Origin of the sequence: Myxococcus dinghuensis, from assembly GCF_024198235.1 — a bacterium.
Taxonomy (GTDB): Bacteria; Myxococcota; Myxococcia; order Myxococcales; family Myxococcaceae; genus Myxococcus; species Myxococcus dinghuensis.
The window spans coordinates 160,886-175,667 of the sequence record NZ_JAKCFB010000020.1; the positions used below are offsets into that span (position 1 = coordinate 160,886).

Genomic DNA, 14,782 nt, shown 5'->3' on the forward strand with positions numbered 1-14,782 from the left:
CAATCCAACCGGAGCCCGCCGTGTCACGTCCGACCTCTCAGAGGACGCCGGTGTCCTGGAGCAGCGTCACCGTGCCGCGCAGGTCGTCGAGCTTCGACAGGTCGAGGTCCGGCGAGCCCACCTTCGTCAGCTCCAGCAGCGCGGGGGCCGTCTTCACGCCCGACACCAGCGGGTACTCATGCGTCTCCTGGGAGAAGTACGTCTGCGCGTCCGTCTCCAGCAGGTACGCGGCGAACTTGCGCGCCGCCTCCACCTTCTTCGTGTTCTTCAGGATGGCCACGCCCGCCACGTTCACCAGCGCGCCCGGGTCACCCGCGGCGACGAAGTGGTTGGCCACCGTCAGGTCCGGCTGGGTCTTCTTCGCGGCGTACAGGTAGTAGTGATTGACGAAGCCCGCGTCGATTTCCCCGCGGCCCAGCGCCTCGATGACGGCGGCGTTGTTCTTGTACACGCGCGGCTCGTTGGCCTTCACGCCCGCCAGCCACTGCTTCGCGGCCTCCTCGCCCTCGAGCAGGCGCAGCGCGGTGACGAACGCCTGGAAGGAGGCGTTGGTGGGCGCCCAGCCCAGGCGGCCCTTCCACTTCGCATCCGTGAAGCCGCGGATGCTCTTGGGCAGCGCCTCCGGCTTCAGCTTCTTCGTGCTGTACGCCACCACGCGCGCGCGGCCGCTGGTGCCCACCCACTGCCCGGTGGGCGAACGGAAGCGCGCGTCCACCTTGTCCAGCGTCTCCTTCGGCAGCGCCTGGAGGTGGCCCGCGCTGGAGAGCGCGCCGAGCGCGCCCGCATCCTGGGCGAAGAACACGTCCGCGGGCGTCTTGTCGCCCTCCTCGAGCAGCGTGGCGGCCAACTGCGGCGTCTCGCCGTAGCGCACCTTCACCTCGATGCCGGTCTTCTCGGTGAACTTCTTGAGCAGGGGGCCGACGAGCTTCTCGTTGCGGCCGGAGTAGACAGTCAGGGTCTCCGCCGCGAGCGCGGGCGAGGACAAGGTCAGGGTCAGGATCAGCGCGAGCAGTCGCTTCATGGGCGGGCACCCTAGTGGACGCCATCGCACGGTTCCACCCATTGCGGTCCCGCGCGTCATGCGGTCCGGCAGGGCCCGTGGCATACCGTGGATTGCGGCAACTCCCCGACGCATCGGAGGTCATCGACGTGCATCGACTCCTTCTCTCCGTTCTCGTGTTCTCGACGTCCGCAGCGCTCGCGCAAGCGCCGACACCCGCCACGCCCGCGACGAAGGGCGCGGCCGCGACTCCAGCGACGCCGCGCCCCGCTGTCGCCCCGGGGACGAGCGACCCCATGAAGCTCGCGATGGAGCTCACGCAGGCGGCGCTCCAGGCCACCCCGGCGGCGAAGCCCGAGGACGTGCGCACACCGGAGGCCCTGCTGACGGCGCTCTACGACGTCATCAGCGGCCCCGCCGGAAAGGCGCGGGATTGGCCTCGCTTCCGCTCCCTGTTCTATCCGGGCGCGAGGATGGTGCCCATCCACCGCGCGAAGCCAGGCGGCCCTCCCGGCATCTTCTCCATCACCCCCGAGGATTACGTGGCCTGGGGTGAGGCGTATTTCCAGAAGCATGGCTTCTACGAGAAGGAGACACACCACCAGGTCGCGGGCTACGGAGACCTGCTCAACGTGCTGAGCGCGTACGAGTCGCGAGACAAGCCGGACGCCAGCCCGTTCGCCCGGGGCGTCAACAACATCCAGCTCGTCTTCGACGGCCAGCGCTGGTGGGTGCTGCACATCTCCTGGATGGACGAGAAGGCGGCGGGCACGCCCGTGCCGGCGACCTTCGTCCGGAAGTAGGCCGGCCCCGATGCCTGGAACCACGCTGGACGCGCTGGTGGTCGGCAACTACTGCCACGACGTGCTGGTCCAGGAGACGGGCGAGGTGCACACGCTCGGCGGGTCCGCGGCGTACATCTCCAACGTGTTCGAGGCCGTGGGCGTGAGTCACACGGTGGTGGCCGTGGCCGGCGAGGACTTCGCCTACGCCGACCGCGTCCGCCACCCGCCACGCATCGTCCCGGGTACACGCACCACGTGCTTCCGAGCGGACTTCCACGAGGGCACGCGGGTGCTGCGCGTGGACGCTCGCGCCGAGCCCATCCGTTCCGAAGACATCTCGTGCGACGCGCGCGTGGCCATCGCCTGTGGCGTCATGGGTGAGGTGTTGCCGGAGACGCTCGTCGCGCTGTCACGCCGGGCGCATCACGTCATCGCGGACACGCAGAGCCTGCTGCGCGCGCTGGACGCGGAGGGACGCGTGCAGAACGTCCCGCTCGCGCGGACGCCCTTCGCGGACCTGCTTGGACATCTGCACGTGCTCAAGGCCAGCGAGGAGGAGGCGCGCGCGCTGGACCTCGACGCGGTACGGGCACGCACGTGTCTCGTCATCACCCGGGGCGAGCGGGGCTGCTCGGTGCTCACCGCCGACGCGACGCTCGAAGTGCCCTCCGTCCGCGTCGAGGAGGTGGACCCGACAGGCGCGGGAGACTGCCATCTCGCGGGCTTCGCCCTCGGCCTGCTACGTGGCTGGTCGCTCGCGCGCTGCGCCGAGCTGGCCAACTGGTTTGGCGCGCAGGCGGTGACGCAGGTGGGTGTGCCCCGGCTCGACCTGACGCGACTCCCTCCTGAGCTGCGCTGACGCCGCGCAGGCCGACCTCCAGGCCCGCGGCTCCGGGCACCTACGCGGGGACGACAGAATCCATCCGAGGAGGCCACCGCCATCCGGACACTCCGGCTGACGCGGCTCCCTCCCGTGCTGTGCTGACGCATCCACGCGCGCCCACTCCAGGCCCCGTGGTTCCGGCGCCTACGTGGGGACGACAGAATCCATCCGAGGGTGCCACCGCCATTCAGACTTCTGGCTGACGCGGCTCCCTCCCGTGCTGTGCTGACGCATCCACGCGCGCCCACTCCGGGCCCGAGGTTTCGGCGCCTACGTCCCGCGCGAAGGAGTCAATCCGAAGGTGCCTCCACCCTCCGGACGCCACCTCAGCTCACCACCGCCCCGGGCGCGGGTGACCTCCGCGCGGCCCCTGCGACCCTGACGGCAGGAAGAAGCCCCTCCTCCCACGCGGGGAAGAGGGGCCGGGACTTCACGTCAGTCCATCAGCTCAGGCCTGCGGCTCCTCGGAGCCACCGCCCTCGTCGCCACCACCCTCGTCGCCACTGTCGGTGGCCGGGGCCTCGGCGCTGGCCTCGGGCTCGGTCGCGGCCGGAGCCTCGGCGCTGGCCTCGACCTCGCCGCCCTCGGCGGGAGGCGTCGTCTCGGACTCCTCCGACTCCTCGCCCTCCGGCAGCTTGGAGAGGGCCATCACCTTCTCCTGGTTGTTCTCCAGGGCAATCAGCCGCACGCCCTGCGTGTTGCGGCCGATGACGGAGATCTCCTTCACCTTCATGCGGATGAGCATCCCGCCGTTGGTGACGAGCATCACCTCGTCCGTCTCCTTCACCTGCACCAGACCCACCACCTTGCCGTTCCGCTCGGTGGTCTTGATGTCGATGATGCCCTTGCCGCCACGGCCCTGCTGCCGGTACTCGGCCTCCTCCGTCCGCTTGCCGTAGCCGTTCTCCGTCACGGTGAGGACCGCGGTGTCCTTCTCCACCACGTCCGCGCCCACCACCTCGTCGCCCTCCTCCAGCGTGATTCCCTTCACGCCGAAGGCCTGACGGCCCATGGAGCGGACCTCCGTCTCCGGGAAGCGGATGCTCATGCCGGACGCCGTGGACAGCAGCATGTCCTTCGAGCCGTCCGTGATCATCACCGCCACCAGCTCGTCGCCCTCCTCGATGCCCAGCGCGATGATGCCGCTGGAGCGGACGTTGGCGAACGCGCTCAGGTCCGTGCGCTTCACCACGCCCTTCTTCGTCACGAAGAAGACGTAGCGGTCCTCCGGGAAGTCCCGCGTCACCAACACCTGCGCCAGCCGCTCACCCTCACCGAACTGCACCAGGTTCACCATGGCCTTGCCGCGCGACGTGCGGCTGGCCTGCGGAATCTGGTGCACCTTGAGCGAGTACAGCTTGCCCTTGGTGGTGATGGGCATCAGGTACGCGTGGGTGCTGGCCACGAAGAGCTTGCTGACGAAGTCGTCTTCCTTCGTCGCCGCGCCCGTCTTGCCACGCCCACCGCGCTTCTGCGCCCGGTACTCCGACAGCGGCGAACGCTTCACGTAGCCGGTGTGCGACAGCGTGACCACCATCGTCTCCTCGGCGATGAGGTCCTCGCTGGTGATTTCGTCCACCGCGCCGATGATTTCCGTCCGGCGCTTGTCGCCGTAGCGCTCGCGAATCTCCACCAGCTCCGTCTTGATGACGTTGAGCAGGCTGCGCTCGCTGGCGAGGATGTCCTGGAGGCGCGCCACGTCGCGCACCAGGCCCACCAGCTCGCGGAACAGCTCCTCGCGCTGCAGGCCGGTGAGGCGCTGCAGGCGCATCTCGAGGATGTTCTGCGCCTGCTCCTGGCTGAAGCCGGAGCCCTCGTACTTGTGCGCCAGCCCCTGGTACGCCGGCTCCTCGTTGCGCGCGCGCGAGACGAGCAGCTCCATCTGCGCCTTCGCCTTCGCGTAGTCGATGCGCTCCAGCTTCGCGAAGCGCTCGTGCTCGTAGAGCGCGGGCGACAGGATGTTCATCAGGCCCCAGCGCGCCTCGTCCGGGTCCTTCGACGCGCGGATGAGGGAGACGACCAGGTCGATGAGGTCCTGCGCGACGAGCAGGCCCTCGACGATGTGCATGCGCGCCATCGCCTTGCGCAGCTCGTAGCGGCTGCGCCGGGTCACCACGTCGCGACGGTGAGAGATGAAGCGGTCCAGCAGCTCCTTCAGGTTCAGCGTGCGCGGCTGCCCACCGTCGATGGCCAGCATCACCGCGCCGAAGGTCGTCTCCAACTGCGTGGACGCATACAGGTTGTTGAGCACCACCTGCGAAATCGCGTCGCGCTTCAGCTCGATGACGACGCGCATGCCCTGACGGTCGGACTCGTCACGGATGTCGCTGATGCCCTCCAGCTTCTTCTCGCGGACCAGCTCGGCGATCTTCTCGATGAGCCGCGCCTTGTTCACCTGGTACGGAATCTCCGTGAAGATGATGGACTCGCGGTCCCCCTTCTTCGACGTCTCGATCTCCGACCGGGCGCGCACCGTCATCTGCCCGCGGCCCGTCTCGTAGGCGCGGAGGATGCCCTCGCGGCCCGTGATGAAGGCGCCGGTGGGGAAGTCCGGACCGGTGATGAACTCCATCAGGTCGCGCACCGTCGAGGACGGATTGTCGATGAGGTGCAGCGTGCCGTTGATGACCTCCGTCATGTTGTGCGGCGGGATGTTGGTGGTCATGCCCACCGCGATGCCGCTGCTGCCGTTGACCAGGAGGTTGGGGAAGCGCGCCGGCAACACGAGCGGCTCCTCGAGGGAGTCGTCGTAGTTGGGACCGAAGTCGACGGTCTCCTTGTCGATGTCCGCCAGCAGCTCCTCGGCCAGGCGGTCCATGCGCGCTTCCGTGTAGCGCATGGCGGCGGGCATGTCGCCGTCCACCGAACCGAAGTTGCCCTGACCGTCCACCAGCAGGTAGCGCAGGCTCCACGGCTGCGCCAGGCGCACCATGGCGTCGTACACGGACGAGTCGCCGTGCGGGTGGTACTTACCGATGACGTCACCCACCACGCGCGCCGACTTCTTGTAGGGGCGGTTGTGGTAGTTCGCCAGGTCGTTCATCGCGAACAACACGCGGCGATGCACGGGCTTGAGGCCGTCGCGGACGTCGGGCAGCGCGCGCCCGATGATGACGGACATCGAATAGTCGAGATACGAGCGGCGCATCTCGTCTTCGATGTTCACGGGAATCAGCTCTCCCGCGCCGTCTGGAGGCGGCGGCGGGGAGGGCGGTGCCGGCTTGTCGGTGGTGTCGTCAGCCATGAGCTCTGGAAGTGGTCGCGGAGGGGCCCCGCGAAGGGCCGCCGTCCAGTGAGGGAGCGTTCGTAACCCCCGGATTTCCCTACGTCAACAGGGGAAACGAGGGGGCGACGCCTTGAAGGTCGGAGGGCTCCGGAAAGGGCTGCTCCGGGGCGGAAAACCGCCCCGTATTGAACGCTCGGAGCGCCATTTTTCAGCCCCGGAAACGGTGCGGAAGAACGCGCCCCGGAAGGGCTCACGCGGAGCGTGTGGCGCCGCCCGGTCGCAGGGGGGTCGCCAGCCGGTCGGCCTCCTGTCCCACGGGCCCCTCCGGGTCCTTCTGGCGGGCCTTCTCGAAGGCCTCCAGCGCCCCCTCGCGGTCGCCCTTGAGCTTGAGCGCCACGCCCACGTTGAGGTGCGCCGAGGCGAGGTCGCGGTCCATGTCCACGGCCTGGCGGAACAGGGCCAGGGCCTGGTCCACGTCGCCCGACAGGAGGGCCTCCTTGCCGTCGTGGACGCGCTTCTCCGCGTCGTTCACCAGCTCCACCTGGAAGACGCTGCGGCCCACCACGTTGGCGATGAGCGCGCGGAGGATGCCGCCCCAGTAGAAGGTCAGCCCCTCCGCCGCGACGACGGCGGCCAGCGGCAGGTCCGGCAGCAGCTGCTTGCCCCGGAACTTGAAGCGCACGCGCGTGTAGCGGCCCTTGTTGGCCCAGTGCTTGACCTCGCCCTGGAGCTTGCGCAGCCCCTCTTCCAACTGCCTCGGGTCGATTTCGAAGGGCAGCACGCGACCAGGGCCGTCACCCGCGGGCAGCGCCTTGGGCGCCCCCACGTCGGGCGCCTCGTCGAAGACGGGCTCGGCCTCCAGGACCACGGGCGGCGCAGCGGGCCTCGCCTTCTTCGACGCGGGGCGGGGCGCGGACGGCCGCTTCCGGGCGGCGGGCTTCTTCACCTTCGCTGCGGACTTGCGAGACGTGCTCTTGGCCATGTCTCCACCATAAACGAGCCACGGCGCAGACGCTTGCGTCCGAGGACTTCCCGGGATTGTCCGGGAGCTTCTCCATGCGCGCGCGACGGGACTTCACACGGGGCCCGTCCCCCGGGCGGAGGACCTCGGCCATGATGCGGGCCTCCCCCAGAAAGGACGCTCGTCCCCCATGAAGCGCGCACGGCCCGCCCTCCTCTCCGCCCTGCTCCTCGCCGCGCCCCTCGTCCACGCCGCCGGAGGCGACGACCTCGCCACCGAGCCGCGCTGGCCCCGCATCCGGAAGGAGCGCATCCAGAAGCTGCTGCCCCAGGCCATGACGCGCGCCAACGTGGACGCCTGGGTGGTGTTCTGCCGGGAGAACGACAACGACCCGCTGGCCATCCACGTCGGCGGGGAGAACGCGGGCGGCGCGGCGGCCTTCCTCTTCCTGCGGCAGGGCGACACGGTGCGCTCGTTCGCGCTGTCCCCGGCCAGCGAGGCCACCGCGCTGCGGGAGGTGGCGCCGGTGGACGAGGTGGTGCCCCTGGAGCGGGGCATGGACCTCTACGCGCAGGTGGCCGCGCGGCTGGCGGCGGCGAAGCCCGCGCGCATCGCCATCAACGCGTCCACCGCCGTGACGGTGGCGGACGGGCTGTCCTCCTCGCAGCGCGCCGCGCTGGAGAAGGCGCTGTCGCCGGCGCTGCGCAAGAAGCTGGTGTCCTCCGAGGACGTGGTGTCCGAGTGGCTGTCCGTGAAGCTGCCGGAGGAGGTGGACATCCTGCGCAAGGCCGCGGCGCTCACCGCGCAGCTGGAGCTGGAGGCGTACGCCACGGTGGTGCCGGGCCAGACGCGCGACGTGGACGTGGCGCGCTTCCTCAGGAAGCGCATGGCGGAGCTGGGCGTGGGCGACGCGTGGGCGCCGGACCAGAACCCCAACGTCAACAGCGGCCCGCTGCGCGGCCACTCGCACGCCACCGAGCGCGTCATCCAGCCAGGGGACTTCATCCAAACGGACTTCGGCATCCGCGTGGGCAACATGTGGGTCACGGACATCCAGCGCTTCGCCTACGTGCTGGCGCCGGGCCAGACGCAGCCGCCGAAGGAGGCGCTGGAGAAGTGGGAGAAGAGCAAGCAGGGCAGCCGCGTGGTGCTCGCGGCGATGAAGCCCGGCGTCAGCGGCTGGGACGTGGACAAGGCCCAGCGCGGGTGGAACGAGCAGGCCGGCTCGGTGCCCATGACGATGTTCGGCACCGGCCACCCCGTGGGCTACTGGGCCCATGACGTGGGCCCCGCCCTCTCCGGCGGACTCAAGGAGAAGCCGAAGCAGGGCGCGGCGACACGCCCCCTGCGCGCGGGGCAGGTCTTCGCGTTCGACGGCTACTTCGTCTGGCACGACGGCGCGCCGGACGTCCTGCGCGTCCTCTCCGTCGAGGAGATGGCCGTGGTCACCGAGACTGGCGCGGAATACCTGATTCCACCGCAGGAAGAACTCGTGCTCATCCCCTCCCCGGCCCCGGGGCAATCACGACCCGTCGCACCCGCGCGATGACAACACGCGTCGCGCGCGCTACCCACCGGGCTGGCTCGGCTCATAGGATACGCCGAGCTTTCCCGGAGAGCGCGCGATGCAGACCGTCCTGGTGATTGACGATGACCTCTTCGTCCTGTCGCTGGTGACAGACATCCTCCAGAGCGCGGGCTACCGGGTCATGGCGGTGCAGTCACCGGAGGCCGCGTTCCAGACGGAGCTGGCGGACATCTCCGCCATCCTCTGTGACTTCAACATGCCGGGGATGAATGGCGCGGACGTGCTCGTGGCCATGCGCGAGCTGAAGGAGTGCCACGCGCCGTTCATCTTCCTCACCGGACACGAGCAGTTGGACGACCTGCTCTCCGTCGCCATCCGCTACGGCGCGGAGCTGCTGCCCAAACCCATCCATCCGGTGGAGTTGATCCGCCTGCTGATGAAACAGCTGGCGAACGTGGCCGCGTGAAGTCACGCGAGACGTCTCGGGTGAAACACCGCGACACGGCTCGAGCCCGCGCACGTCCTGGCGACGTGCGCGTGGCCCGGTGTCTCAGCCCAGCGCCTTGAGCAGGCGCTCGGCCTGTTCGCGCCACTCCGGGTCGAGCTGCGGGAAGGCCAGGAGCGCCTTCGCGTGCGAGCGCGCCGCGTCCTTGTCACCCAGCCGCGCGCGCACCAGCGCGAGGTTGAGCACCGGCTCGGGGCGCTCCGGCGCGCGGCGGTGGGCCTCCTCCAGCACCTCGGCGGCCTGCGTGCCCGCGCCGGGGAGCTCGTCCTCCGGGATGCGCATCAGCAGGTTGCCCAGGTTGTTGGCGGGGGCCCAGTCGTCGGGGGCGAGCTTCACCGCCTCGCGCCACGCGGCGAGCGCGGCCGGGATGTCCACCGGCTCCAGCGCCTCCAGCGACATGGCCTCCACCATGCGGCTCTGCGCCGTCGCCTGCCCGCGCGAGGCGAGCTTGCGGCAGATTTCGAGCGCGTCCTTCAGCCGCCCCTGCGCCATGCGCAGCCGCGCCAGGTTCGCCTGCGCCGCCGGGCTGTCCGGCTCCACGCGCGCCAGCGCCTCCGCCACCTGCACCGCGCCGCTCAGGTTGCCGCGCGCCAGCCGCACGTTGCACAGCCCGTTGAGCAGGTACGGGTCGTCCGGCAGCGCGTTCAGGCCCGTGACGAGCAGCTCCTCCGCCGCGTCCAGCTCGCCGCCGGCCTGGAGGGCGACCGCCAGGACCAGGTAGCTGGGGCCGTGGCGCGGGTTGAGGCGCAGCGACTCCTGGAGGTGCTCGAAGCCCTCCTTCAGCCGCTCCTGCGCGAAGAGGACCCGCCCCAGGTGGAAGTGGTGGATGCCCGTCTTCGGCGAGAGCGCCACCGCGCGCTCCAGCGCCGCCTGCGCGCCCGCGTTGTCGCCCGCGTCCGCCAGCAGGTAGCCCTGACCGAACCAGCCCTCGGCGCGGTCCGGCAGCGCCTGGGTCACCTTGCGGTAGAGCGCCAGCGCCCCGCCCGCGTCGCCCCGGCGGGTCAGCAGGGCCGCGCGCACCAGCTGCACGTCGGGCGCCTCCTGTCCCATCCCGGCCAGCCAGGACTCGGCCTGCGCTTCGTTGCCATCGAACGCCGCCAGCCGGGCGAGCACGACCTTGGCGGCCCGGTCCGAGGCGTTGCGCTTCAGCGCGGCCTCGGCCTCCCGGCGTGCCTGGTCCAGCTCCCCGGCGGCAAGCAGTGCGTCGTACCTGGCGGTCTCCGCCATCAGCCGAACAGCCCCTTGAAGAAGTTGCCGACGGACTTCAGCACATTCTTGGCCGCTTCGATGGGCTTCTCGATGACGCTGGTCACCGCCTCGCCGATCTTCTTGAAGTTGATGTCGACGTCGAAGCCCAGCTTGAAGCCCACGCCGAGCGCGGCGCCGAAGTCCACGCGGGCCTTGAAGCGGCCGTTGTCCCAGCTCGCCTCGGCGCGCGCCGAGACACCCACACCGGCCCAGGCCTCCGCGCGGCCCGTGACGCCGCCGAAGTCGCCCAGCTTCACGTTGCCCGTCACACCGGCGCGGGCGCCGATGAAGGCGTCACCACCGACGCGGGCCGCGTACTTGCCGTTGATGGGGTCCACCGTCACTTCGCCGTGCAGACCGGCCTTGGCGCCCACCCACGCCTTGCCCTGCAGCTCCGCCTGGACCGGGCCGACGCCCGCGCGCAGGGTGCCCTCGGCGTCCACCAGGGTGGCCTTCGCGTCCAGGTCGCCCCGCGCGAACAGCTTGCCGCCCTCGATGCCGACCTCGCCGCTGCCCTTCAGCTCCGCCTCGAGCAGGCTGACCTTGCCGTGGCCCTGGGCCACGCTGTTCGCGTCGCCGAAGCCACCCTCGTACTTGGCGACCGCGGCGCCCTTGGTGAACTCGCCGTTGACGCCGACCTTGGGGAGCTGGCCCAGCAGGCCCGCCATCGCGCCGGAGACCTTGCCGGAGGAGCCGTGCTCGGACTCCGTGCTGTAGCTCGTGTTCCAGTTCTGCGTGGTGCTCTTCTCACGCTCGAAGTGGCTCTGGAGGCGGCCGTCCTTGAAGGACGTCTGCACGCCGCTGTTCGTGTCCTTCACCACCTTCTCGGAGGTGGTGTTCTTGACCACGGGCGTGTTCTGCGCGGTCTGCGTGGCGCGGGGCAGGGCGGTCTGGCCACGACGGATGGAGGAACGGTCGCTCATGGGAGGCCTCGAAACAGGGTCGGCGCGGAATTGCTGTGACGGGATTGTCGCGGGGGCCGTGGATCAGTTGCGTCGTGAACGCAGATTTTCCTACAGCCGCGCCATGAACCACCGGGCGATGAGGGGCACCACCGCCGCAACCCCCAGCAATCCCAGGCCCACCACGCCCCGGACGAAGCTGAGCGCCTGCGGCCCCGGCTCCAGGACGGCGTCCGTGGGGTCCTTGGGGTTGTAGGCGACCCGGACCTCCTGTCCCGGCGGATAGCGGCGCAGGGTGGCCTGGACGCTGGCCGGATTGGTGCGGACCTCCTGGGAGAGGCGCAGCGAGGAGGTGCCCACCAGCACCCGGCCCACGGTGTACTCGTAGCGGACGTGGGCCTCGTAGTGGACGCGGGGCTCCTGCTGGCCGGGCACGGGGAGTGGGTGCTCGACCTCCTCGGCGGACAGGACGGTGCCGGGCACGGTGGGCCAGCGGCGCGAGCGCAGGGCCCGCAGGAGGTCCTTCACGCCCGCGACGAGGAACACCACGCCCACCGCCGCGAGCAGCGCGCAGATGACGGAGATGACGACCCAGAGCACTCGCACGCCCCGGGACACTAGCAGACGCGGCGCGCGGGCGGCTTCAGCCGAGCACGGCGAAGAGCTGCCGGCACTGCGCGAGCAGCACGCCGTCCTGCGTCCACAGCTGCTGGTAGTCCTCGGCGAAGCCGTCCGCGGCCTGCCGCGAGCGGCCGGTGCGCAGGTAGTGGGCGTCGTCGCGCTGGCCGGGCCGGGGCAGCGTCTGGAAGAAGTGCACGGTGAAGTCCACCGTGGCGCTGGGCCGGAAGCCGTCCACCCGGGACAGCACGGACGGCGGGAACGCGTCCATCAGCCCCACGCACAGCGGGGCGTCCAGGGGCGTGGGGTCGCGCGGGCGCAGCCAGCCGCCCGTCTCCGCCACGGGGCCCCCCGAGTACGGCGCCCCGCCCAGGCAGAAGTGGTACTCGAAGAACCGGCAGAAGTCCGGCATGGGCACGTCGTCCGGGAGCCTGGGCACGTCCCGCGGGGGCGGGACGACGGGGCGCTCCATCTCCAGGTAGTCGATGATGCCCGGGCGGGACACGCCGAAGGTGGCGCTGCCCAGGGCCAGCACGTCCGAGTCGTTCTCCACGCGCACGGTGGCGTGGGTGACGGTGCGGCCGGAGCGCTCGATGCGCGTGAGCACGCGGGCCTCGCCCTCCACCGCCGGCGCGCAGAAGTGCATCGTGAAGGAGCGCACGGGCCGCGTCGGGTCTCCCAGCGTGTGCTCCAGCGCGCGCAGCGCCGTGCCACCCACCACGCCGCCGTAGGCCCCCTTGCCCTGGTTCCACTCCGAGGAGAAGCGGGTGAGGTAGCGGCCGGGGCCCACGGGCTCCGGCGTCGAGGCGGCGAGGAAGGCGGCGGTCATGGTGCGCCGCAGCGTAACCACTCCTCCCCGGGCCCGCGATGTCCGCGACACGCCGGGCCCGAGCGGGCGGGCGTCACTTCGACAGGTGCCAGTCCACCTGCGGCCGGCCCTTCGACTCCAGGGCCTGGTTCACCGCACTGAAAGGACGACTCCCGAAGAACCCGTTGTGCGCGGACAGGGGCGAGGGGTGGGCGCCCTCGATGACGACGTGGCGCTTCGCATCGATGAGCTTCTTCTTCTTCTGCGCGTACTTGCCCCACAGGAGGAACACCACCGGCTCCGGCTTCGCGCTCACGGCGCGGATGACGGCGTCCGTGAAGTCCTCCCAGCCGTGGCCCGCGTGGCTGTTGGCCTGGGCCTGGCGCACGGTGAGCACCGCGTTGAGCAGGAGCACCCCCTGCTCCGCCCAGGGAATCAGCGAGCCGTTCTTGGGCCGCGGCACCTGCACGTCCGCCTCCAGCTCCTTGAAGATGTTCACCAGCGAGGGCGGCGCCGGGACACCGGGCTTCACGGAGAAGGCCAGGCCGTGCGCCTGTCCGGGCCCGTGGTACGGGTCCTGGCCCAGGAGCAGCACCCGCACCTGGGCGTAGGGGGTGAGGCGGAAGGCGGAGAACAGGTCCTCCTCCGAGGGGAAGATGGTGCCGGAGCGGCGCTCCGCCTCGACGAAGGCCTCCAGCGCCTGGAACGACGGTGACGCCAGCGCCGCGCCCAGCGCGTGCTTCCAGTCGTCGGGCAGCAAGTCCTTCAACATCCGGGCCTCCCCTTTTCGGAATCGGGACGAGGGCGGCATTGAAACACCCCCCTCCCACCGGGCCCACCTCTTTCGCCCGGGGCGGCGAGCGGGCGAGAGGGCCGGTTCTTGGGGGGAAGGCCCGAGCCGCGCTAGCCTGGGGGGCGCCATGACGATGTACACCGAGTCGCTCCGCGCGTTCCTCAAGCCCGTCCTCCCCTACCTGGACGACGAGGCGGTGTCGGAGATCATGATCAACGGTCCGACGGACGTCTGGATCGAACGCAAGGGACGCCTCACGCGGACGGAGGCCGCCTTCACGGAGGAAGGCCTCATCGGCGCCGCGCGCAACATGGCCCAGTTCGTGGGCCGCATGCTCACCGAGGAGCGCCCGCGCCTCGACGCGCGCCTCCCGGATGGAAGCCGTATCCACGTGGTGATTCCGCCCATCGCGCGCAAGGGCACCACCATCTCCATCCGCAAGTTCTTCAAGGAGAAGCTGACCATCAACTCCTTGTTGAAGTTCAACTCGCTGACGCCGCAGATGGCGCGGCTCATCGAGGCGGGCATCGCCACCAAGCTGAACATGCTGGTGGCGGGCGGCACGGGCTCCGGCAAGACGACGCTGCTCAACATCGTCTCGTCGCTCATCCCGGACGAGGAGCGCATCCTCACCATCGAGGACTCGGCGGAGCTCCAGCTCAACCAGACCCACGTGGTCCCCTTCGAGAGCCGTCCGCCGGACAAGTTCGGCAAGGGCGGCGTGGACATGGGAGACCTGCTGCACTCCGCGCTGCGTCTGCGCCCCGACCGCATCGTGGTGGGCGAGGTGCGCGGCGGCGAGGCCTTCCACCTGATGCAGGCGATGAACACCGGTCACGGCGGCTCGCTGGCGACGACCCACGCCAACACGCCCACGGACACGCTGCGCCGCATCGAGTCCCTGTGCCTCATGTCCGGCATCGAGCTGCCCATGGTCGCCATCCGCGCCCAGGTGGCCAGCGCCATCAACTTCATCATCTGCTGCGAGCGCCTGCACGACGGCAGCCGCAAGACGATTGCCCTGTCGGAGGTGCTGCCGCTCAACGAGAAGGGCGACTACCGCACCCAGGACATCTTCGTCTTCACGCCCGTCACCAAGGACGAGGACGACCACATCCTCGGGTACCACGCGCCCACCGGCATCATCCCCAACTTCGTCAGCAAGGCGAAGGCGTACGGCTTCCACGACCTGGAGGAGTCCTTCTTCGACCCGGCCACGTACGGCCTGCCGCCCCCGCCCACCTTCCACGCCGGCGAGTCGTACACCGTGCGCTGGGCCCCCTCGCTCAAGCACCGCGAGGAGGGACGGCCGGACCCCTCCCACTTCAAGGAGGAGTGGTCCGCGTTCGAGCAGAAGCTGAAGCAGGACGCCCGCGACGCCAAGGCCGGCAAGCCCGCCGCCCCGCCCCCCGCGCCCGCCGCCCCGCCCGTGCAGGTGCAGGTGCCCGCCAACCTGCCCACCCCGGCCGCGAAGCCCGCGGCGCCGACGCCGCCCCCCGTCGCCAAGCCGGCCACGCCCGCGCCC

At 70.4% G+C, this 14,782-nt stretch carries 13 protein-coding genes; 5 read left to right on the forward strand and 8 right to left on the reverse strand.

Annotated elements, in window-relative coordinates:
- Positions 1 to 37: 37 nt before the first annotated feature.
- Entirely contained in the window at positions 38 to 1,021 is a 984-nt protein-coding gene (locus LZ198_RS25220; RefSeq protein WP_253974590.1) for an iron ABC transporter substrate-binding protein, read from the reverse strand.
- 275 nt (positions 1,022 to 1,296) lie between these two features.
- Between LZ198_RS25220 and LZ198_RS25225 the strand changes: the two genes are divergently transcribed.
- Both LZ198_RS25225 and LZ198_RS25230 read left to right on the forward strand, forming a co-directional pair.
- Positions 1,297 to 1,803: a nuclear transport factor 2 family protein gene (locus LZ198_RS25225; protein ID WP_253974591.1), complete on the forward strand. Its 507-nt coding sequence runs from the start codon at positions 1,297 to 1,299 to the stop codon at positions 1,801 to 1,803.
- A 10-nt stretch (positions 1,804 to 1,813) separates the two neighbouring features.
- On the forward strand, positions 1,814 to 2,644 hold the full coding sequence (locus LZ198_RS25230) for a PfkB family carbohydrate kinase (protein ID WP_253974592.1): 831 nt from the start codon (positions 1,814 to 1,816) through the stop codon (positions 2,642 to 2,644).
- Positions 2,645 to 3,116: 472 nt separating this feature from the next.
- On the opposite strand, the gene gyrA is transcribed toward LZ198_RS25230, so the two are convergent.
- Together gyrA and LZ198_RS25240 are read right to left on the reverse strand one after the other, a co-directional pair.
- On the reverse strand, positions 3,117 to 5,912 hold the full coding sequence (gyrA, locus tag LZ198_RS25235; RefSeq protein ID WP_253974593.1) for a DNA gyrase subunit A: 2,796 nt from the start codon (positions 5,910 to 5,912) through the stop codon (positions 3,117 to 3,119).
- Positions 5,913 to 6,144: 232 nt separating this feature from the next.
- On the reverse strand, positions 6,145 to 6,876 hold the full coding sequence (locus tag LZ198_RS25240) for a tetratricopeptide repeat protein (RefSeq protein WP_253974594.1): 732 nt from the start codon (positions 6,874 to 6,876) through the stop codon (positions 6,145 to 6,147).
- 169 nt (positions 6,877 to 7,045) lie between these two features.
- On the opposite strand from LZ198_RS25240, the gene LZ198_RS25245 reads away from it, so the two are divergent.
- Both LZ198_RS25245 and LZ198_RS25250 read left to right on the forward strand, forming a co-directional pair.
- On the forward strand, positions 7,046 to 8,404 hold the full coding sequence (locus tag LZ198_RS25245) for a M24 family metallopeptidase (protein WP_253974595.1): 1,359 nt from the start codon (positions 7,046 to 7,048) through the stop codon (positions 8,402 to 8,404).
- A 76-nt stretch (positions 8,405 to 8,480) separates the two neighbouring features.
- Positions 8,481 to 8,849, forward strand: a complete 369-nt coding sequence (locus LZ198_RS25250; protein WP_253974596.1) for a response regulator — start codon at positions 8,481 to 8,483, stop codon at positions 8,847 to 8,849.
- Between the two features lie 84 nt (positions 8,850 to 8,933).
- Here the strand turns inward: LZ198_RS25250 and LZ198_RS25255 are convergent, their stop codons facing one another.
- The 5 genes from LZ198_RS25255 to ung all read right to left on the reverse strand — a co-directional run bounded on the left by LZ198_RS25255 (position 8,934) and on the right by ung (position 13,236).
- A complete protein-coding gene (locus LZ198_RS25255) occupies positions 8,934 to 10,115 on the reverse strand; it encodes a tetratricopeptide repeat protein (protein WP_253974597.1) in 1,182 nt (393 codons plus the stop codon).
- Positions 10,115 to 11,059, reverse strand: a complete 945-nt coding sequence (locus tag LZ198_RS25260) for a hypothetical protein (RefSeq protein WP_253974598.1) — start codon at positions 11,057 to 11,059, stop codon at positions 10,115 to 10,117. Before LZ198_RS25260 ends, LZ198_RS25255 begins: the two co-directional genes overlap by 1 nt.
- A 90-nt stretch (positions 11,060 to 11,149) precedes the next feature.
- Positions 11,150 to 11,644 (reverse strand): DUF3592 domain-containing protein, encoded by a 495-nt coding sequence (locus LZ198_RS25265; protein ID WP_253974599.1) that lies wholly within the window; start codon positions 11,642 to 11,644, stop codon positions 11,150 to 11,152.
- A 37-nt stretch (positions 11,645 to 11,681) separates the two neighbouring features.
- On the reverse strand, positions 11,682 to 12,485 hold the full coding sequence (locus tag LZ198_RS25270) for an acyl-CoA thioesterase (protein ID WP_253974600.1): 804 nt from the start codon (positions 12,483 to 12,485) through the stop codon (positions 11,682 to 11,684).
- Positions 12,486 to 12,558: 73 nt separating this feature from the next.
- Positions 12,559 to 13,236, reverse strand: coding sequence for a uracil-DNA glycosylase (gene ung / locus LZ198_RS25275; protein ID WP_253974601.1), 678 nt, complete (start codon positions 13,234 to 13,236; stop codon positions 12,559 to 12,561).
- 148 nt (positions 13,237 to 13,384) lie between these two features.
- On the opposite strand from ung, the gene LZ198_RS25280 reads away from it, so the two are divergent.
- Positions 13,385 to 14,782, forward strand: a 1,398-nt coding sequence (locus LZ198_RS25280; RefSeq protein WP_253974602.1) for a CpaF family protein, incomplete at its 3' end; no start/stop codon positions are given.

Coding starts and splice junctions, on each gene's coding strand:
- LZ198_RS25220 (WP_253974590.1), bottom strand. CDS start 1,021: ATGAAGCGACTGCTCGCGCTGATCCTGACCCTGACCTTGTCCTCGCCC.
- LZ198_RS25225 (WP_253974591.1), top strand. CDS start 1,297: ATGAAGCTCGCGATGGAGCTCACGCAGGCGGCGCTCCAGGCCACCCCG.
- LZ198_RS25230 (WP_253974592.1), top strand. CDS start 1,814: ATGCCTGGAACCACGCTGGACGCGCTGGTGGTCGGCAACTACTGCCAC.
- gyrA (WP_253974593.1), bottom strand. CDS start 5,912: ATGGCTGACGACACCACCGACAAGCCGGCACCGCCCTCCCCGCCGCCG.
- LZ198_RS25240 (WP_253974594.1), bottom strand. CDS start 6,876: ATGGCCAAGAGCACGTCTCGCAAGTCCGCAGCGAAGGTGAAGAAGCCC.
- LZ198_RS25245 (WP_253974595.1), top strand. CDS start 7,046: ATGAAGCGCGCACGGCCCGCCCTCCTCTCCGCCCTGCTCCTCGCCGCG.
- LZ198_RS25250 (WP_253974596.1), top strand. CDS start 8,481: ATGCAGACCGTCCTGGTGATTGACGATGACCTCTTCGTCCTGTCGCTG.
- LZ198_RS25255 (WP_253974597.1), bottom strand. CDS start 10,115: ATGGCGGAGACCGCCAGGTACGACGCACTGCTTGCCGCCGGGGAGCTG.
- LZ198_RS25260 (WP_253974598.1), bottom strand. CDS start 11,059: ATGAGCGACCGTTCCTCCATCCGTCGTGGCCAGACCGCCCTGCCCCGC.
- LZ198_RS25270 (WP_253974600.1), bottom strand. CDS start 12,485: ATGACCGCCGCCTTCCTCGCCGCCTCGACGCCGGAGCCCGTGGGCCCC.
- ung (WP_253974601.1), bottom strand. CDS start 13,236: ATGTTGAAGGACTTGCTGCCCGACGACTGGAAGCACGCGCTGGGCGCG.